Consider the following 18966-nt stretch of genomic DNA (forward strand, 5'->3'; position numbering starts at 1 on the left):
CTCCCCCGCTGCGTCCCATCGCTGTCCCCCGTAAAGGGGATGCGGGATACGACCCCTCAGCAGTCCCGGCACGACCGGGCAGGGTCTTCCGGGACAGCTGTGCAGCCGAAGGAGCGATGCGGTGAACACCGAGCGACCCGACAACGACGACGCCGGCGCCGAGGCACGGGCCGCCGGCAACGCGCGCGACACCGGGGGCGCTCCGGCGGGCGGCGTCGGCGACGACGGGAACGCCGCCGCCCGGGGCCGGGAGCAGAGGGAGCGGGCGGAGCAGCCGGAGCCCGGAGCGCGCGGGGGCGGCGGGGAGTCCGCCGAGCGGCCCGGGGCCGTGGACGGGGGCGGGGCGACGGACGTCGGCTCCGGGGCCGGGCAGTCCGGTGACGCGAGCGGCGGTGCGGGCGGACTCGGCGAGCCCGGGGGCACCGGCGGGTCCGAGGAGGGCCCGGCGCGCTCGGGTGACACCGAGGACCCGGAGGGTTCCGGAAGCTCCGGCGACGGCCCGGAGGACGCCCGGGCCGAGGGCGCGCCGGACGCCGGTGCGCCGGACGACCATGCGCCGGACGACGGGGGCAGGGACAGGGACAGGGACAGGGACAGGGACGGTGAGCCTGGCACCGCCGGGTCCGCGTCCGCCGAGGACACCCCGGCCGCGGACGCGGAGAAGCCGGGCGGAAACGGTTCGGCCGGGGCTTCGCCGTCGCGTCCCGCCGGCTCGCCCGAGCCGTCCGGCTCCGCCGACTCCCCCAGCTCCCCCGGCTCCACCAAGTCTCCCGACTCCCTCGACTCGCCCGAGTCCTCGGAACCGTCTCGCTTCCCCGACTCGCCCGAGTCCTCGGAACCGTCTCGTTCCTCCGACTCCGTCGGCTCCCCCGGCGGCTCTGATGGCTCCGGTGACGCCTCGCGGGCGGACGACCCGGACGGGAAGGGGCACCGGACGGGGGCGGCGCGGCGGACGCCCGTGCTGATCGCCTCCGTGGCCGCCGCCGTACTGCTGGTCGGGGGCGGTGGGGCGTACCTCGCCACGGGGCTGGCCGGCGGGTCCGGTTCCGGCGCCGACACGACCCCGGGGGCCAACGGCGACCCCACTCCCCCGCCGCTCGCCCTGGACGGCTACGCCGAGGGCGGGGTGCCCGGTATCGCGCCGGGCGAGCCCAACCCCTACGGGGCCGTCTACCGCGCCGACGGTCCGCTGCCGAAGGGGCCCGGCTCGGCCCCGGTGTACCGGACGCCGGGACCGGTCACGCAGGAGCAGGTGAGCGGCCTGGCGAAGGCGCTCGGCGTCGAGGGCCGGCCGGTGGCCGAGGGCGGGAGCTGGCGGATCGGCGGCAAGGACGGCTCGGGGCCCGTGCTCCGGGTGGACCAGAAGGCGCCCGGCGCCTGGACGTTCAGCCGGAACGCCCTGAGCACCGACAACTGCAAGGGGGCCACCTGCAAGGTGCCGCCGGCCGACGCGCCGCCGGTGTCCGAGGAGGCCGCCGAGAAGGCCGCCCTGCCGCTGCTGAAGGCGCTGGGCCAGGACACGGCCAAGCTGGACGCGAGCCGGGCCGTGGGCACCGACCGGACGGTGAACGCCGCTCCGGAGGTCGGCGGGCTGCCGACCCACGGCTGGGACACGGTGGTCACGGTCGGCTCCGACGGCGCCGTGGGCGGCGCCCAGGGGCGGCTGCTGAAGCCGGCGAAGTCGGACACCTACCCGGTGGTGGGAGCCGAGCGGGCGCTGAAGCTGATGAACGCGGCGCCGGGAGCCGACCGGCGCGGCGGCATCGGCGGCTGCGCCACTCCCGCGCCGCTGGACGAGGGCGGGGAGAACGGCGGGGTGCCCTGCCAGGAGACCTCCGCGGTACCGCCGAAGGACGAGGGGGGCGGCACGGACGGCAAGGAGACGCTGACCGTCGACCGGGCCGTGTTCGGGCTGGCCTCGCACTCCGTGGACGGGCAGCCGGCCCTGGTGCCGTCCTGGCTGTTCGAGGTGCGCACGCCGGGTGTGCGGGAGACCTCGACGGTGACGTACCCCGCGGTGGACCCGGAGTACCTGGCCTCCGCCACCCGCTCCGGTGAGGGCAGTGCGGCGCCCTCGGGGCCGGGCGACGAGCCGACCTCGGCGCCCGCCGAGCGCCCCGTGGACGTGGAGGGCTACACGGCCGAGGGCGACGAGCTGACCGTGACGTTCACCGGCGGGGTGTGCGCGGACTACACCACGACGGCGCGTGAGAGCGGCGGCAAGGTGACGGTGACCGTCACGGAGAAGACGCGGCCCGGCGAGGTCTGCATCCTGATCGCCAAGCAGTACCAGCAGACGGTGAGGCTCGACGCCCCGCTCGGCGACCGCGAGGTCGTGGACCGGGACGGCGACGCCGTGCCGCTGCACAAGGACGGCGCGCGGCTCCCGGCACCGTCCGGCGAGCGCAGCTGACGCGCGGCCCGGCGGCCGGGAGGACACACGAAGGCGGCGACCCCCGTGGAGGGGGCCGCCGCCTTCGTCGTACGCGTCGTGCGCGCCGTTCCGGGAGGTCCCGGCCCGGCTACCGCCCGGCCGCGGTGCGGGTCAGCTGAAGGAGTCGCCGCAGGCGCAGGAGCCGGTCGCGTTCGGGTTGTCGATGGTGAAGCCCTGCTTCTCGATGGTGTCCACGAAGTCGATGGTGGCGCCGCCGAGGTACGGGGCGCTCATGCGGTCGGTGACGACCTTCACGCCGTCGAAGTCCTTGACCACGTCACCGTCGAGGGAGCGCTCGTCGAAGAAGAGCTGGTACCGCAGGCCGGAGCAGCCGCCGGGCTGGACGGCGACGCGCAGGGCGAGGTCGTCACGGCCTTCCTGGTCGAGCAGGGCCTTGACCTTGCCCGCGGCGGCGTCGGTCAGAACGATGCCGTCGGTGACGGTGGTGGTCTCGTCCGATACGGACATCTACATCTCTCCCGGGTTGTACGGAGACTGCTTGCCGACGGTTGCAACCGGCGGGGCCGCGGATTCATTCCGGGCCGGGAGCTCGTTTTCCCGCTCCGTCTTCATGCTCGCACACGCCCCCGTGTGGGGAGAACGGCCCTTGCTGCCCGTTCCGGGAATACCCGTGCCCCGGGCCGGGATTCACGTCACATGGACGCTATGGCCGTCGTCAAAGTGACGTGAAGCGGTTATGATAGATAGCGTCAATCCGACGAAAAGTCGCAACGGTGTCCCGCATGTCCCGCCGGATCCGGTCCTGACGGGCCCGGCGAGCCGCAGAACAGAAAGGGTGCGTGTCGTGACCACCGCCCAGACCCAGGAGCTCGACGTACAGCCGACGCCCCTCGCCCTGCTGCTCCTCGGCCGTGAGGCCGACCCGAAGAGCGAGCGCGGTGTGGAGTGTCCCGGCGACCTGCCCTCGCCCTCCGACCCGGACCTGGTGGAACGCGCCCGCGCGGCCAAGGAGAAGCTGGGCGACAAGGTCTTCGTCCTCGGCCACCACTACCAGCGCGACGAGGTCATCCAGTTCGCCGACGTCACGGGCGACTCCTTCAAGCTGGCCCGGGACGCCGCCGCCCGCCCGCAGGCCGAGTACATCGTCTTCTGCGGTGTGCACTTCATGGCCGAGTCGGCCGACATCCTGACCGGCGACGACCAGAAGGTGGTCCTCCCGGACCTGGCGGCCGGCTGCTCCATGGCCGACATGGCCACCGCCGAGCAGGTCGCCGAGTGCTGGGACGTGCTGACCGAGGCCGGCATAGCCGAGCAGGTCGTGCCCGTCTCGTACATGAACTCGTCCGCCGACATCAAGGCGTTCACGGGCAAGCACGGCGGCACGATCTGCACCTCCTCCAACGCCCGCCGCGCCCTCGACTGGGCGTTCGAGCAGGGCGAGAAGGTGCTGTTCCTGCCCGACCAGCACCTGGGCCGCAACACCGCGGTGCGGGACATGGGCATGTCGCTGGAGGACTGCGTCGTCTACAACCCGCACAAGCCGAACGGCGGCCTGACCGCCGACGAACTGCGCTCCGCGAAGATGATCCTGTGGCGCGGCCACTGCTCGGTGCACGGCCGGTTCAGCCTGGACTCGGTCAACGACGTGCGCGAGCGCATCCCGGACGTCAACGTGCTGGTCCACCCCGAGTGCCGGCACGAGGTCGTCGCCGCGGCCGACTACGTCGGGTCGACCGAGTACATCATCAGGACGCTGGAGGCGGCCCCGGCCGGCTCCAAGTGGGCCATCGGCACCGAGCTGAACCTGGTCCGCCGGCTGGCGAACCGGTTCGCGCCCGAGGGCAAGGAAGTCGTCTTCCTCGACCGCACGGTGTGCTTCTGCTCCACCATGAACCGCATCGACCTGCCGCACCTGGTGTGGGCCCTGGAGTCCCTCGCCGAGGGCAACCTGGTCAACCGCATCGAGGTCGACAAGGAGACGGAGTCCTTCGCCAAGCTCGCGCTGGAGCGCATGCTGGCGCTGCCGTGACGGCCCGGGCCCCCGTGCCCGGCCGCCCATGACGAAGGCCCACCCGGAACCTCGATGCCGGGTGGGCCTTCTTCCGTGTGCGGCGGGACGGGCACCGTCCGCCGTGCGCGGGGCCGGACGGACACGGCCCCCGGTGCGGCCGGACGGACGGACGCGGCTTCCCGCGGCTTCCCGTGTGCCGCCGGACGGGCACGGCTGCCGCCGGACGGGCACGGCCTCCCCTGGCGACCGGAGCGGCCCCGCACCGGAACGCACCGGTGCGGGGCCGTTCGTGCTCCGGGTCAGACCTGCGCCGGGGCCGCCTCGTCCGAGGCGGCAGCATCCCCGGAGGTGTCCGCGGAGGACTCCGCCTCCTCCGGACCGGCCGTGCCCTTCTTCAGCGCCTTCTTCTTCGCGCGCCGCTCCTTGCGCAGCTCCAGCATCGCGTAGAGCGTCGGCACCAGGAGCAGGGTGAGCAGCGTCGACGTGATCAGACCGCCGATCACCACCACGGCCAGCGGCTGGGCGATGAAGCCGCCCTCGCCGGTGACGCCGAGCGCCATCGGCAGCAGGGCGAAGATCGTCGCCAGCGCCGTCATCAGGATGGGCCGCAGCCGGTGGCGGCCACCCTCCAGGACCGCCTCGATGACGCCGTGGCCCCGTGCGCGGTACTGGTTGATCAGGTCGATCAGCACGATCGCGTTGGTGACCACGATGCCGATCAGCATCAGCATGCCGATCATCGCCGGGACGCCCATCGGGGTGCCGGTGACGAGCAGCAGGCCCAGGGCGCCGGTCGCAGCGAACGGCACGGACACCAGCAGGATCAGCGGCTGGGCCAGCGACCGGAAGGTGCCCACCAGCAGCATGAAGACGATCGCGATCGCCGCGAGCATCGCCAGGCCCAGGTTGAGGAACGCCTCGTCCTGGTCCTCGGTGACGCCGCCGATCTCGGCGGAGGCACCCGCCGGCAGCGTCAGCGACTTGATCTTCGCCTGGAGGGCCGTCCCGACCGCGCCGGTGTTGTCGCCGGTCGGCGTCGCGGTGACGGTGGCCGACCGCTGGCCGTCGATCCGGGTCATGGAGACCGGGCCGTCCACCAGCTCGACGGTGGCGATGTCACCCAGCTCCACCGGGCCCAGCGGCAGCTTCTTCAGCTCGGCCAGGGTGCCGGCCGACTGCGCCGAACGGATGACGACGTCACGCTCGGCGTCGTCCAGGACCACCTTGGCGGCCGGGGTCCCGCGCACCGCCTGGGCGACGACGCCGCCGAGGCTCTGGTCGTCGAAGCCCGCCGCGGCGGCCTTCTCGTTGGCGCGCACCGAGATGCGGGGCACGCTTTGCGCCAGGTCGCTGCTCACGTCGGTGACGTCGTCCAGGGAGGCGACGGCCTCCTGGACCTGGTCGGTGGCCTTGCGCAGCACCTGGGCGTCGGCCGCCTTGACGACGACGCTGAGGTCCTGGCTGGAGAAGCCGTCCCCGGCGGCCACGGTCGTGGTGCCGAGGCCGTCGAGACCGGCGAGGCCCTTCTTCAGGGCGTCCCGGACGTCGTCGGAGGACGCGGAGTCCTCCAGCATCACCTGGTAGGTCGCCTGGTTGGTGTCCGTACCGCCGCCGAAGGCGGCCATGAAGCCGGACGAGCCGACCGTCACCTGGAAGTCCTTGACGCCCTCGGTGTCGCCGAGCAGCTTCTCGACCTTCTTCGCCTGGGCGTCGGTCGCCGCGAGGCTGGTGCCGGGGTCCAGCTCCTGCCGCACGGTGAGGACCTTCTGCTCGCCCTGGTCGAAGAAGTTGGTCTTGAGCAGCGGGGCCATGGCGAGCGTGCCGATCAGCACGACCACGGCGATGGCCAGGCTGGCCAGCCGGCGGCGGGTGGCGAAGCGCAGGACGGCCAGGTAGCCGCGCTGGAGCCTGCTCTTCGCCTCCTTCTCCTCGGCCAGCCGGCGGGCCTCCGCCGCGTCCTCGGGGGTGCCCTTCGGCGGGCGCAGGAACCAGTACGACAGCACCGGCACGACCGTCAGCGACACCAGCAGGGACGCCAGCAGCGCGGCCGTCACGGTGAGGCTGAAGGAGCCGAACAGCTCGCCCACCATGCCGCCGACCAGACCGATCGGCAGGAAAACGGCGACGGTGGTGAGCGTCGCGGACGTCACCGCCCCGGCCACCTCCCGCACGGCCTTCATGATCGCCTCGTGGCGCTCCTCGCCGTAGCCGAGGTGCCGCTTGATGTTCTCCAGGACCACGATGGAGTCGTCCACCACGCGGCCGATGGCGATGGTCAGCGCACCCAGCGTCAGCATGTTCAGCGACAGGTCGCGCGTCCACAGCACGATCAGGGCGAGCACCACGGACAGCGGGATGGACACCGCGGTCACCAGGGTCGACCGGATCGAGGCCAGGAAGACCAGGATGACCAGGACGGCGAAGACCAGGCCGAGGGCGCCCTCGGTGGTGAGGCCCTCGATGGCCTGGGAGACGGCCGGGCCCTGGTCGCTGACGACGGTGAGGGAGGCCCCGGACCCGAGGTCCTCGCGCAGCTCGGGCAGCTTGTCCTGGACGGCCTCCGAGATGGCGACCGCGCTGCCGTCGTGGTCCATGGTGACCATCACGGCGAGGCTGGGCCGGCCGTTGGTGCGGGTCAGGGAGGTGGCGCGGGCCTCCTCCTGCTTCACCTCGGCGACCGAGGCGAGCCGGACCGGCTTGCCCTTGCCCGGCTCGGCGGTGACCCGGAGGTCCTCGATCTGCTTCAGCGAGGTGAAGCCGCCGCCGACCTGGACGGTGCGGTTGGCGCCGTCCTCGTCGAAGGATCCGGCCGGGACGGTCGCCCCGCCGGCCTGGAGCGCCTGGGCCAGCGACTGCGGGGTGAGCCCCGCCTCGGCGAGCTTCTTCGGGTCGGGGGTGACGGTGACCTGGAGGTCGCGCACGCCGTCGACCATGACCTGGCCGACGCCGTCGATGTCCTTCAGGGCGGGCACCACGGTCCGGTCGAGCTGGTCGGCGAGGGCCTGCTGGTCCTTGTCGGAGGTGACGGCGAGGACCACGGCCGGGATGTCGTCCGTGGAACCGGCCACGACCTGCGGATCGACCGAGTCCGGCAGCATGACCCGGGCCCGGTTGACGGCCTGCTGGACGTCGGCGACGAGCTGCTTGGTGTCGTTGCCGTAGTCGAAGGACGCCATGATGACGGCGTTGCCCTCGCCGGCGGTGGAGGTGACGCCGGAGATGCCGTCGACGGCTTCGAGGTTGTCCTCGAGGGGCTCGACGACCTGCTTCTCGACGACCTCCGGGGACGCGCCCTGGTAGGGCGCGAGGACGGACACCATCGGGAGTTCGATGGTGGGCAGCAGCTGCTGCTTGAGTTGGGGTATCGCGATCGCCCCGAAGACGAGCGCGACGATCGACATCAGTCCGATCAGCGCCCGTTGCGCGAGGCTGAATCTGGACAGCCAGGACATGGGTTACGGGTCTCTCTTCTGTGAGCGGCAGAAGTGCGTGGACGGGCGTGGCGGCGCCCGCTGTACACACTGGGCCATCGGCGACGGGCGATCCGTCGCCCCGTGGTCCATTTCCTTCTACAGCCCCTACTCCCCCCGCAGTACACCGGGGTGAGGTCAGTCCGCCTTCGGACGTACCAGGCCGGACTCGTAGGCGATGACGACCAGTTGGGCCCGGTCGCGGGCACCCAGCTTGCTCATGGCCCGGTTGACGTGCGTCTTCACGGTGAGCGGGCTCACCTCGAGGCGCTCGGCGATCTCGTCGTTGGAGTGGCCCCCGGCCACCTGGACCAGCACCTCGCGCTCCCGGACGGTGAGCGAGTCGAGCCGTTCGGCGCGGGCCGGGTCGCGGTGGGTGCCGTCGGCCGGGTCGCGCTGGGCGAGGAAGCGGGCGATCAAGCCCTTGGTGGCGGCCGGGGACAGCAGGGCCTCGCCGTCGGCGGCGATGCGGATGGCGTTGAGCAGTTCCTCGGGTTCGGAGCCCTTGCCGAGGAAGCCGGAGGCGCCGGCGCGCAGCGACTGCACCACGTAGTCGTCGACCTCGAAGGTGGTCAGTATGACCACGCGGACCGCGGCGAGGTCGGGGTCCGCGCTGATCAGACGGGTGGCGGCGAGTCCGTCGGTGCCGGGCATCCGGATGTCCATGAGGACCACGTCGGCGCGCTGCTCGCGGGCCAGCCGGACCGCCTCCGCCCCGTCGGACGCCTCTCCCACCACCTCCATGTCCGGCTCGGAGTCGACGAGGACGCGGAAGGCGCTGCGCAGCAGGGCCTGGTCGTCGGCGAGCAGGACACGGATGGTCATGCGGTCTCCCCCGGGGATGCGCGGGTCACGGGCCGTCGGCGGCCGTCGCGGTGGGCGGTCTCGTGGTGTCGTCGGTGCGGGTGGCCGTGGTGGTGGCCGGGGCGTCGGTGGCGGCCTCAGGGCCGGTGCGGGTGGCCGTGGTGGCGTCGGCGGGCGCGGTGCGGGTCTGGAGGGGCAGGATCGCATGGACGCGGAAGCCGCCGCCGTAGCGGGGGCCGGTGGTGAGGGTGCCGCGCAGGGCGGTGACCCGTTCCCGCATGCCCAGCAGCCCGTGCCCGCCGCCGGGGGCGGGGGCAGGGTCCTCGTCGGTGCCGTCGTCCAGCACGGTGATCTCGACGTTCCGGCCGACGCGGACGATGCTGATCTCCGCCCTGGCCCCGCTGCCGGCGTGCTTCTGCACGTTGGTGAGGGCCTCCTGCACGATCCGGTAGGCGGCCGAGTCGACGGTGGCGGGCAGCGTGGTGTCCCGCAGGTCGCGGGCCACCTCGACCCGGAGCCCGGCACTGCGGAACGTGCCCGCCAGCTCGTCGAGGCGGTCCAGGCCGGGGGCCGGCTCGGTCGGCGCCTCGGGGTCACCCGACTGCCGGAGCAGGCCCACGGTGGCGCGCAGTTCCTCCAGCGCGGAGCGGCTGGCCTCGCGGACGTGGGCGAGCGCCTCCCTGGCCTGGTCGGGCCGCCTGTCCATGACGTGCGAGGCGACCCCGGCCTGGACGTTGACCAGGGCGATGTGGTGGGCGACGACGTCGTGCAGGTCCCGGGCGATGCGCAGGCGCTCCTCGGCGACCCGGCGCCGGGCCTCCTCCTCGCGGGTGCGTTCGGCGCGCTCGGCGCGTTCCCGGATCGCCCGGACGACCGCGCGGCGGCTGCGGACGGCGTCGCCGGCGGAGGCGCCGATGCCGGTCCAGGCGAAGATCGCCAGGTTCTCCTGCGCGTACCAGGGCAGGGGCCCGGCGGCCATCGCGGTGCCGGTCAGGACCGTCATGGTGAGCAGCCCGAGACGCCAGGTGGTGGGCCGGTCGGTGGCGGAGGCGACGGTGTAGAGCGCGATCACCGCGCACATGGCGACGGGGGCGCGGGGGTCGCCGGTGAGGGAGTCGAGCACGGAGGCGGCGCCGGTGACGGCGAGGACGGTCCGCGGGGCACGGCGCCGGAAGGCCAGGGCGACGGCGCCGAGGGCCATCAGCGCCAGCCCGAGCGGGCCGGGGGTGCGCAGGCTCCAGGTGACGCCTTCGGGGCCGTGCGGGTCCACGAAGGAGCCGACCACCATGCAGACCAGGACGGCCGCGGCCAGCGCGGCGTCGAGGGCGAAGGGGTGGGCCCGCAGCCGGCACCGGGCGCGCGTCAAGGTGCTCACGGGCGTCTACGGTAGCCCCGCCGGCACGGCGCCCGGGCGGGCTCGGCCTGCCGGGGCGGGGGCGGACTCCCATGCCAGGGAGGGGCGACGACCGCCGGGGGCGGGCACTGGTGTCGGGACGGTGGCCTCCACGCCGAGCGGGGCGCGGCGCCCGCGTCCGGACCGTCCGGACCGTCCGGCGCACCCGGACCATCCCATCCGAACAGGCCGCGGGCGGCAGGGCCCGGAAAGCGGCTGGGAGAGCCGGCAGGTTCGGGGGCCGCAGGGTCCGGTGCAACGCATGGGGTCGGTGGGACAGCGGGACCTGAGAGGCCACCGAGGCCCGGGGAGGCCCACGAAGCTGAGGTCGACGGAGCCCGCGCAGCCCATCCCACAGACGCCCGTGGAACCCATGAAGCCCACCGAAACTCTCGGTGAGCGCCGAGTACCCGCGCCGGCACGGAGCCGCCCCCGGACTTCGCGGAGGCGACTCGGTGTCGTGCGACGCCGTCGCAGCGGTGTGGGACGCCGTCGGAGCCGTCGGGGACCGGCCGTGGCGGCCGGACCGTCAGGAACCGACTGTCAGGAACCGACCGCCGGGGACCGACCGCCGAGGGCTGCCGGGGAACGTCAGACGCCGGGGATCAGCCCGTCGTCGTTCAGCAGGTCCCTGACCTCCTCGATGGTCGCGTCCGGGGACGGCAGGATGAGGTCGGACGGCTCCAGGGAGTCGTCCGGCAGGGGCTCACCGAGTTCGTGGACCTTGTCGAGCAGCGCCCGGAGCGTGGTCCGGAAGCCCGGACCGTCGCCGTTGTCCATCTCGGCGAGCAGTTCCTCGTCCAGTTTGTCGAGCTCGGAGAGGTGGCTCTCGGCGAGAGCCACCTGCCCCTCCCCCATGATCCGTACGATCACGTCGCCCTCCTCAGGCGTGGATCCCGGCGGCCGGCGGTGCTACTGCTTGTCGAAGCGCGGGGTGTCCTGCGGCTGCTGCTGGGTGCGGGGGTCGGCCTGGCCGGTGCCGCCCTCGATGGCCTGCTGCCCCGCGCTCGGGCCGCCCGCCAGCTCGGCCTTCATCCGCTGCAGTTCCAGTTCCACATCCGTACCACCGGAGAGCCGGTCCAGCTCGGCCTGGAGGTCGTCCTTGTGCGTGCCGGACGGGTCGTCCAGGGCGCCGGAGGCGAGCAGCTCGTCGATGGCGCCGGCCCGCGCCTGGAGCTGCGCCGTCTTGTCCTCCGCCCGCTGGATGGCCAGTCCGACGTCGCCCATCTCCTCGGAGATGCCGGAGAAGGCCTCGCCGATCCGGGTCTGCGCCTGGGCGGCGGTGTAGGTCGCCTTGATGGTCTCCTTCTTGGTGCGGAAGGCGTCCACCTTGGCCTGCAGCCGCTGGGCCGCGAGGGTGAGTTTCTCCTCCTCGCCCTGGAGCGTCGCGTGCTGCGTCTCCAGGTCCGTCACCTGCTGCTGGAGCGCGGCACGGCGGGACAGCGCCTCACGGGCCAGGTCCTCGCGGCCCAGCGCGAGCGCCTTGCGGCCCTGGTCCTCCAGCTTGGAGGACTGCGACTGGAGCTGGTTCAGCTGGAGCTCCAGACGCTTGCGGCTCGTCGCCACGTCGGCGACACCGCGGCGGACCTTCTGGAGCAGCTCCAGCTGCTTCTGGTACGAGTAATCGAGGGTTTCGCGCGGGTCCTCGGCCCGGTCAAGGGCCTTGTTCGCCTTCGCGCGGAAGATCATCCCCATACGCTTCATGACACCGCTCATGGGCTTCGCGCGCCCCCTTCTGACGGACTCCAGCTCACAGGTCTGCGACAAGACCCACAGTACGGGCCCTGCATCCATTACCGCACTGTCCGGGGACGGATGGGCTCCTCCCCAAGGACGACTGACCGCCCTGCCGATCCCGCGCAAGGAGTAGGTGATCCCCGGGTACCGGCCCCGGTGACGCACCCGGAGGCCGGGTACGGCGTGCCCACGACGTTCCCTCTGTCCCCCTACAGACGTCCGGTGTTGCCGGATCGTTCCCCACCGGACTGTGGTCCAACCCCGGGTACCCCGTACCCTTGGGTTTTGTGTTCCGAAGCCGTGCCAAGGAAGAGAAGGCTCCGGCCGCCGACAAGGCGACGGTGACCGACTCCAAGCAGCCCCGTCACCCGGAGGCCCCCAAGGGGCGTCCCACGCCGAAGCGGAGTGTGGCCCAGTCCCAGCGCCGCAGCGTGGCCAACACCACGATGACGCGCAAGGAGGCCGCCAAGCGGCAGCGCGAGGAGCGCCGAGCCGCGCTGGAGCGGCAGCGCCAGGCGCTGGCCACCGGCGACGAGCGTTACCTGCCCGCCCGGGACAAGGGCCCGGTGCGGCGGTTCGCCCGTGACTTCGTCGACTCGCGGTTCAACATCGCCGAGTACTTCCTGCCGATGGCCGTGATCATCCTGGTGCTCAGCGTGATCCGGGTGCCGCAGATCCAGAACGCGGCGCTCCTGCTCTGGCTGGTCGTCATCGTGATGATCGTGCTCGACTCGATCGTCACCGGCTTCCGGCTGAAGAAGCGGCTGGCGGAGCGCTTCCCCGACGAACACCGCCGCGGCGCCGTCCCCTACGCGCTGATGCGGTCGCTGCAGATGCGGCGGCTGCGGCTGCCCAAGCCCCAGGTGAAGCGCGGGGAACGGCCCTGAGCGCGACGCCGTTCGCGGACGGCGCCGCGGACACCCGGCCGGCCCCGGCCGGCGCGTTGCGGGACGTCGTCCGGCAGGAGCTGGTCGCCCGCCAGCTGGAGGAGCAGATCGTCGCGCGTTTCCCGGTCGGCCGCCGGCTGCGCGTGCTGGACGTCGGCATGGGCCGGGGCGCGCAGGCGCTGCGGCTCGCCCGGGCCGGTCACCAGGTGACCGGGCTGGAGCGGGAGCCGGGGCGGATCGCCGCGGCCCGTGAGGCGCTGGCCGGGGAGCCCGAGGGCATCCGGGAGCGGATGCGGATCGTCGAGGGCGACGGCCGGGACACCGGCGTGCACTTCCTGCCCGGTAGTTTCGACGTGGTGCTCTGCCACGGCGTGCTGATGTACGAGGCGGAGCCGGACCCGCTGGTCGCGGGGCTGGCCCGGATGCTCGCGCCCGGCGGCCTGCTGTCGCTGCTGGTGCGCAACGGCGACGCCCTGGCGATGCGTCCCGGTCTGTCGGGCGACTGGTCCGGCGCGCTGGCCGCCTTCCGCGCGACCGCCCGGCTGCCGCACTCGCGCACCGGCTCCGAGGAGGAGGCACCGCCCCGCCCCGGGGCGGAGGGCCGGGCCGACCGGCTGCAGAAGATGACGGCCACCCTCTCGGGCATCGGCGCCCCGCTGCAGACCTGGTACGGCGTCCGGGTCTTCACGGACACCGCCGCGGACGGCGCCGGTCTCCCGGAGGACCTCCAGACCCTGCTCGCGGTGGAGGAGAAGGCGGGCCGCACGGACCCGTACCGCGGGGTGGCGGCGCTGCTGCACCTGTGCGGCGTGCGCGGCTGACCCCACGGAGCGGTGACCCCGCGACGTCCCCGGCGCGGGCGACGCCACGGAGGGCGGCGGGTGCGGGGCGAGGGCCCGTCGGCCCCCGCCCCCGGCTCACGCGTCCTGGGCGTGCAGACTCATCGGTCCGTAGATCTCGGTGGAGTCCTCGAAGAGCCGCACCTGATCGGCGCCACCCTCCAGCAGCTCCTTCCAGTTCTCCCCGATCCAGGACTCGGCGTCCCCCTGGGTCGTGAAGTCCTCCGGCCGCACCGCGGGCTCGACCTGCGTCCCGTCGGCCTTCTCGAACCGCCACGTCCATGCCGCCACGTACGCCTCCCAGAGGTGTGAACACACTGCGCAACGGGAGCCGGATCACGGTCCGGCTCCTGCCCGAAGCCTAGTCGGGCGGGCAGGGCCTGTGGGGAGGGGTGAAAATCGGGGCGTGGAACTCACTCTGCTCGGCACCGGTGCCCCCGCGGGCCTGCCCCGCCCCGACTGCCCCTGTGCGGCCTGCGCCCGCGCCCTCGGGCCGGACGCGCGGGCGGCCACCTCACTGCTCCTGGACGGCGCGCTGCTGCTGGACCTGACGCCCGGCGCGGCCCTCGCGGCGGCCCGGGCGGGCCGCTCCCTCGGCGGCGTGCGCCAGGTGCTGCTGTCGCACCCGCACGACGGTCCGGCCGTGGAGGTGCCCGCGGGGCTGCCACAGCCCGGACGGGTGCCGGACGGGCGCGAACTGGCGCTGATGACAGGGCACCGGGTGCGGGCGGTGGCCCTGGACGCGCCCGGCACCGGGTACGCGGTGACCGGCCCGGACGGCCGGCGGCTGCTGTACCTGCCGCCGGGCGGGGCGCCGGCCGGGCTGGAGGAGCCGGCGGAGCCGTACGGCCTGGTGCTGCTGGACGTGGTGGGGCGCCCCGACGCGCTGGCCCGGCTGCGGGCGGTGGGCGCGGTCGGCGCGGCGACCGACGTGATCGCCGTCCACCTCGGCCACGACGTGCCGCCGGGCGCGGAGACCCGGCGGCGGCTGGCGGCGGCCGGGGCCCGGGCCGTACCCGACGGCACCACGCTGGAGGTGGGCGCCTACGAGGAGGTGCCGGACGTCCCGCAGCGCACGCTGGTGCTGGGCGGGGCCCGGTCGGGCAAGTCGGTGGAGGCGGAGCGGCGGCTGGAGACCTTCCCCGAGGTGCTGTACGTGGCGACCGGCGGGTCGCGCAACGGGGACACCGAGTGGGCGGCGCGGGTGTGCCTGCACCAGGAGCGGCGGCCGGGGTCGTGGCGGACCGTCGAGACGTGCGATCTGGTGCCGCTGCTCAAGGACGACGGGCCGCCGCTGCTGGTGGACTGCCTGTCGCTGTGGCTGACGGACGCGATGGACGCGGTCGGGGCGTGGGACGACGCGGAGTGGGCGGGCGGCGGCGAGAAGGCGCTGCGGGAGCGGGTGCGGGAGCTGACGGACGCGGTCCGGGAGACCCGGCGGACCGTGGTCGCCGTCTCCAACGAGGTCGGGTCGGGCATCGTGCCGGCCACCGCGTCCGGCCGCCGCTACCGGGACGAACTGGGGCGGCTGAACGCGGCGTTCGCCGAGGAGTGCGAGCAGGTGCTGCTGGTGGTGGCGGGCCAGGCGGTCGTGCTGCGGGGGTGACCCCGCCGGCCGGAGCCGCGTCCCCCGGGGGCGTCAGCCGGCCGTCCGGCCCGGTGTGCGGGCGATGATCCGGTGGCCGTTGGCGAACGGGGTGTGCCGCAGCAGAGGGGCCAGGGCGAGGTCGGCAGCCAGGGCACCCGCCACCAGCGGCGTGCCGGCGCGCAGCACGACCGTGCGCAGGTGCCGGTCGAACGCGGCGGGCGGGACGGCGCGCCAGGGGGTGTCCGGGGCGGGCAGGGAGTGGGCGAGGGCCAGCGCGGCGGCGCCCGCGAGGTCGTGCGGCACATGGGCGGCGCGGCGTCCGGCGGAGACGATCACGCACCCGCGTTCCTCCAGGACGGCGCGGAGGTTGCGCGGGGGCAGCAGGTGGAGGCGGCGGGGCTGGTCGTAGGGCAGCCACCAGCGGCCGAACAGGGTGGCGAACAGGCAGCGCGGGTCCAGGGTCTCGACGAGCAGGTGTCCGCCGGGGCGCACCGCGTCGAGGGCCGCGTGGAGCTCCGCGCGGGGGTCGGGGACGTGTTCCAGGTGGTGGAGCACGCTGACCACGTCGTAGCGGCCGGCCAGGCGGGCGCGCAGGCGCGGGTGGGTCAGCGGGCCGACGTGGGCCTCCTCCACCCGGCCGAGGCCGCGGGCGCGTTCGACGCGCGCGGTGAGGTCGGTGCCGTCGAAGGCCGTGTAGGGGAAGAACTCCCGGGCGAGGTCGGGGAACCGGGCGTGGCCGGTGCCGACGTCCAGCCAGCTCTCCGGTTCGCCGAAGGGCAGCATGGCGCGCGCGGCGGCGCGGTGGCGGTGCGGGGCGGTGCTCAGCCTGAGGACCCACTCGGTGGCGGGGTCGCGGGGCGCGCCGCGCACGGCCCGCCGGTAGAAGGCCAGCCCCTCCGCGGTGAGCCGGGGGTTCTGGAAGGTGTGGCCGCAGTCCCGGCACGCGTCGACGGTGAACAGGCCCGGCCGGTGCCGTCGCAGGTCGCCGGTGCGCAGTCGGTTCCGCAGCCGTGCGGAACCGCACCAGGGGCAGTCCTCGCGGCGCGGCTCGTGCACCCGTGTGCTCACCGCGGGCGCGAGGACCGCCGGCGGCACGGCCGGGGCCGGCGGTGCGGGCCGCGCCGGGGGCACGGGCGGCGCAGGGGGCACGGGCGGCGCGGGGGGTGCGGCGGACGCCGGAGGGACGGTGGCCGGAGGGACGGTCGCCGGAGGGACGGTCGGCATCGGGGGGACGGGAGGTACCGGGGGCACCGGGGGCACGGGCGGCAGGACGGACATGGGCGGCTCCCGAGCGGTGGGCGTACGGCAAATCCACCGCAAAGCATTACGTACCGGGCAGCCCTGCGGGGTGCAACGACGCCGGGGCGGCGTGGTGGGCCGGCACCGGAGCGGAGCAGGTCCCCGCAGACGCACCCGGGGAGCGGCCGGGACGGGTGGCGGGGACGGACGGCCGGGACGGGTGGCGGGGACGGGTGACCGGGACGGGTGGCGGGGACGGACGGCCGGGGCTCGGCCCGGCGCGACGCGGGCCGGTACTGTTCGGCGAATGAGCTCGCTTAATCTCGACGACTTCACCGACCTGATCGAGCGCCCGGACGGCGGAGTGCGCCGTGACGCGGAGGCGCGCCGCGAGCGCCTGGCCGTGCCGCCCGGTTCCCTGGGGCGCCTCGACGAACTGGGTGAATGGCTGGCTGCCGCCCAGTCCTCGGTGCCGGTGCGGCCGGTCGAGCGGCCGCGGGTCGTGCTCTTCGCCGGTGACCACGGCATCGCCGAGCTGGGGGTGTCGGCCCGACCGGCGGGCAGCGCCGGGGAGCTGGTGCGGGAGGTGCTGGAGGGCGGCCGTCCGGTGGCCGTGCTGGCCCGGCGCCTCGGCGTGCCGGTGCGGGTGGTCGACATGGCCCTGGACTGCGACCCCGGGTCCCTGCCCGCCGACGTCGTGCGGCACCGGGTGCGGCGCGGCAGCGGTCGCGTGGACCAGGAGGACGCGCTGACCCTCGCGGAGGCCGAGGCGGCGTTCCGGGCCGGGATGACGGTGGCCGACGAGGAGGCCGACTCCGGTACGGACCTGGTGGTGCTGGGCGATGTGAGCGTCGGCGGAACCACCGTGGCGGGCGTGCTCGTGGCGGCCCTGTGCGGGACCGACGCGTCCGTGGTGACCGGGCGGGGCGGCCTGGCCATCGACGACCTGGCGTGGATGCGCAAGTGCGCGGCGATCCGGGACACCCTGCGGCGGGCCCGGCCGGTGCTCGGCGACCAGCTGCGGCTGCTGGCGACGGTCGGCGGTGCGGACTTCGCCGCGATCACGGGGTTCCTGCTCCAGGCGGCCGTGCGGCGGATGCCGGTGCTGCTGGACGGCGTGGTGACGACGGCGTGCGCGCTGGTGGGCCAGCGGGTGGCGTTCCGGGCCCCGGACTGGTGGCTGGCCGCCCACGACAGCGGTGAGCCGGGCCAGGCCAAGGCGCTGGACCGGATGGCCCTGGAGCCGCTGCTCACCCACGGCGTCACCGTCGGCGAGGGCACGGGCGGCCTGCTGGCCCTCCCCCTGGTGCAGGCGGCGGCCGCGCTGGCCGCGGACCTTCCGGTGCGCCCGGAGCCGGCGGTCCCGTCCGGACCGACGGACCCGGCCGAGAGGGAGGCCGGCGCGGAAGCGGAGGCGGACGCGGACGCGGAGGCGAAGGCGTAGACGGGGACGGGCCCGGAGGCGGAGGCGTAGACGGGGGCGTAGACAGACGCGCAGGCCGGGGCCGAAGCGGAAGCGAAGGCCGGGGCCGAAGCGGCCGATGACGGCCGTGACGCGGCCCGGTCACCCCAAGCCGCGAACGCCACCGCCCAGCCGCGGCGGCGCACGGCCCTGCCACCCGCCGCCGCGGGAGCCGGCCGCCGCTCCGGGGAGGCCCCGCCCCGCCGTCCGCCCGGCACTCCCGCCGGGCGCACCGGACCCGGCCGCGCACCGGCGCTGCCCGACCGCACGCGAACCCGCCCCGTGGGCAACGGCACTTCGGCGCGTGGCCCCCGCGGTGCCGGTGGCGGTGTCCGGCCGGCTCAGCGGTGTTCGAGGGACCGCGGCGGGTCGGGGTCGGGTCTGCCGCCGATCCAGTCCTGCACGGCGCGCCGGGGCCCGGACCAGCGGCGGTCGTGGTGGTAGGCGCGCAGCACGGCCTTGGCGCGGGCCCGGTGGCGGCGCCGGTAGAAGCGCTTGGCCCACGGCGAATCGGGCCGGGCCAGCCGGATCGCGCCGATCAGGGCGATGAGGGGGACGACGACCCCGAGGACGGCGATCCTCGCCTTGCCCTTGCTGAGGGCGATCAGGGAGAAGAGGAAGTTCGCCGTGACGGTGGTGATGAGGTTCGCGCGGTTCTGCTGTTCCTCCGCGTCGAGGTCGTCGACGCCGAACGGGGAGAAGCCGCCCAGCAGCAGGCCGACCAGGGCGGCGGTGAGGACGACCACCTCCACGCTCTGCCGTCCCGCCTCGGTCCAGTACACGTCGTCGAGGTGCAGGATCAGCGCGAACTCGTCCAGCACCAGGCCCGCGCCGATGCCGAAGACCACCGCCGCCACGGCCGAGCCGAAGCCGTGCCGCCCGCCGGCCACCGCGGCGAAGCCGCCGACGATGGTGAGGATGACGCCGGGCACGACGTGGTGGATGTGCAGGTCACCGGCCTTGACGTTGCCGAAGGGGCCCTTGCCCGCCCGGATCATGCGGGTGATGACCCGGGTGATCACGAAGGTGAGGACGAAGGCGGTGAGCGCGAGGAGCAGCGGCAGCTTGCCCGGTTCGATGATGTTCCGCTCCCACCACTGTCCCATATGCGAACTTTATCCGGGCCCGCCCCGGCTGCCCT

15 protein-coding genes are annotated in these 18966 nt (G+C 74.4%); 6 read left to right on the forward strand and 9 right to left on the reverse strand.

Annotation, left to right across the window (positions count from 1 at the left end; genetic code table 11):
• Nucleotides 1-121: 121 nt before the first annotated feature.
• The gene (locus tag AB0F01_RS01720; RefSeq protein ID WP_362089111.1) at nt 122-2413 is read left to right on the forward strand and encodes a hypothetical protein; all 2292 of its coding nucleotides are present in this window, start codon (nt 122-124) and stop codon (nt 2411-2413) included.
• A 132-nt stretch (nt 2414-2545) separates the two neighbouring features.
• Here the strand turns inward: AB0F01_RS01720 and erpA are convergent, their stop codons facing one another.
• The gene (gene erpA / locus AB0F01_RS01725; RefSeq protein ID WP_164332385.1) at nt 2546-2902 is read right to left on the reverse strand and encodes an iron-sulfur cluster insertion protein ErpA; all 357 of its coding nucleotides are present in this window, start codon (nt 2900-2902) and stop codon (nt 2546-2548) included.
• A 337-nt stretch (nt 2903-3239) separates the two neighbouring features.
• Here erpA and nadA point away from each other — a divergent pair, with 337 nt between their 5' ends.
• On the forward strand, nt 3240-4424 hold the full coding sequence (gene nadA, locus AB0F01_RS01730) for a quinolinate synthase NadA (protein ID WP_362089112.1): 1185 nt from the start codon (nt 3240-3242) through the stop codon (nt 4422-4424).
• A 281-nt stretch (nt 4425-4705) separates the two neighbouring features.
• Here nadA and AB0F01_RS01735 read toward each other — a convergent pair whose 3' ends face one another.
• The 5 genes from AB0F01_RS01735 to AB0F01_RS01755 form a co-directional block, all read right to left on the reverse strand.
• Entirely contained in the window at nt 4706-7858 is a 3153-nt protein-coding gene (locus AB0F01_RS01735) for an efflux RND transporter permease subunit (RefSeq protein ID WP_362089113.1), read from the reverse strand.
• A gap of 156 nt (nt 7859-8014) precedes the next feature.
• On the reverse strand, nt 8015-8701 hold the full coding sequence (locus AB0F01_RS01740; protein ID WP_362089114.1) for a response regulator transcription factor: 687 nt from the start codon (nt 8699-8701) through the stop codon (nt 8015-8017).
• A 25-nt stretch (nt 8702-8726) separates the two neighbouring features.
• The gene (locus AB0F01_RS01745; RefSeq protein WP_362089115.1) at nt 8727-10055 is read right to left on the reverse strand and encodes a sensor histidine kinase; all 1329 of its coding nucleotides are present in this window, start codon (nt 10053-10055) and stop codon (nt 8727-8729) included.
• Nucleotides 10056-10664: 609 nt separating this feature from the next.
• Nucleotides 10665-10946, reverse strand: coding sequence for a hypothetical protein (locus AB0F01_RS01750; RefSeq protein WP_362089116.1), 282 nt, complete (start codon nt 10944-10946; stop codon nt 10665-10667).
• A 39-nt stretch (nt 10947-10985) separates the two neighbouring features.
• Nucleotides 10986-11777, reverse strand: coding sequence for a PspA/IM30 family protein (locus AB0F01_RS01755; protein ID WP_275404107.1), 792 nt, complete (start codon nt 11775-11777; stop codon nt 10986-10988).
• Between the two features lie 281 nt (nt 11778-12058).
• Here AB0F01_RS01755 and AB0F01_RS01760 point away from each other — a divergent pair, with 281 nt between their 5' ends.
• A complete protein-coding gene (locus tag AB0F01_RS01760) occupies nt 12059-12697 on the forward strand; it encodes a DUF3043 domain-containing protein (RefSeq protein ID WP_362090176.1) in 639 nt (212 codons plus the stop codon).
• Between the two features lie 80 nt (nt 12698-12777).
• On the forward strand, nt 12778-13518 hold the full coding sequence (locus AB0F01_RS01765; protein WP_362090178.1) for a methyltransferase domain-containing protein: 741 nt from the start codon (nt 12778-12780) through the stop codon (nt 13516-13518).
• A 96-nt stretch (nt 13519-13614) separates the two neighbouring features.
• On the opposite strand, the gene AB0F01_RS01770 is transcribed toward AB0F01_RS01765, so the two are convergent.
• Entirely contained in the window at nt 13615-13827 is a 213-nt protein-coding gene (locus AB0F01_RS01770; RefSeq protein ID WP_362089117.1) for a hypothetical protein, read from the reverse strand.
• A 115-nt stretch (nt 13828-13942) separates the two neighbouring features.
• On the opposite strand from AB0F01_RS01770, the gene AB0F01_RS01775 reads away from it, so the two are divergent.
• Entirely contained in the window at nt 13943-15142 is a 1200-nt protein-coding gene (locus AB0F01_RS01775; RefSeq protein WP_362089118.1) for a bifunctional adenosylcobinamide kinase/adenosylcobinamide-phosphate guanylyltransferase, read from the forward strand.
• 33 nt (nt 15143-15175) lie between these two features.
• On the opposite strand, the gene AB0F01_RS01780 is transcribed toward AB0F01_RS01775, so the two are convergent.
• Nucleotides 15176-16180: a class I SAM-dependent methyltransferase gene (locus tag AB0F01_RS01780; protein WP_362089119.1), complete on the reverse strand. Its 1005-nt coding sequence runs from the start codon at nt 16178-16180 to the stop codon at nt 15176-15178.
• Between the two features lie 490 nt (nt 16181-16670).
• Here AB0F01_RS01780 and cobT point away from each other — a divergent pair, with 490 nt between their 5' ends.
• On the forward strand, nt 16671-17807 hold the full coding sequence (gene cobT, locus AB0F01_RS01785; RefSeq protein WP_362089120.1) for a nicotinate-nucleotide--dimethylbenzimidazole phosphoribosyltransferase: 1137 nt from the start codon (nt 16671-16673) through the stop codon (nt 17805-17807).
• Nucleotides 17808-18166: 359 nt separating this feature from the next.
• On the opposite strand, the gene AB0F01_RS01790 is transcribed toward cobT, so the two are convergent.
• On the reverse strand, nt 18167-18931 hold the full coding sequence (locus AB0F01_RS01790) for a hypothetical protein (RefSeq protein WP_362089121.1): 765 nt from the start codon (nt 18929-18931) through the stop codon (nt 18167-18169).
• Between the last annotated feature and the right edge of the window lie 35 nt (nt 18932-18966).

This window comes from Streptomyces sp. NPDC029526 (genome assembly GCF_040637405.1).
Taxonomy (GTDB): domain Bacteria; phylum Actinomycetota; class Actinomycetes; order Streptomycetales; family Streptomycetaceae; genus Streptomyces.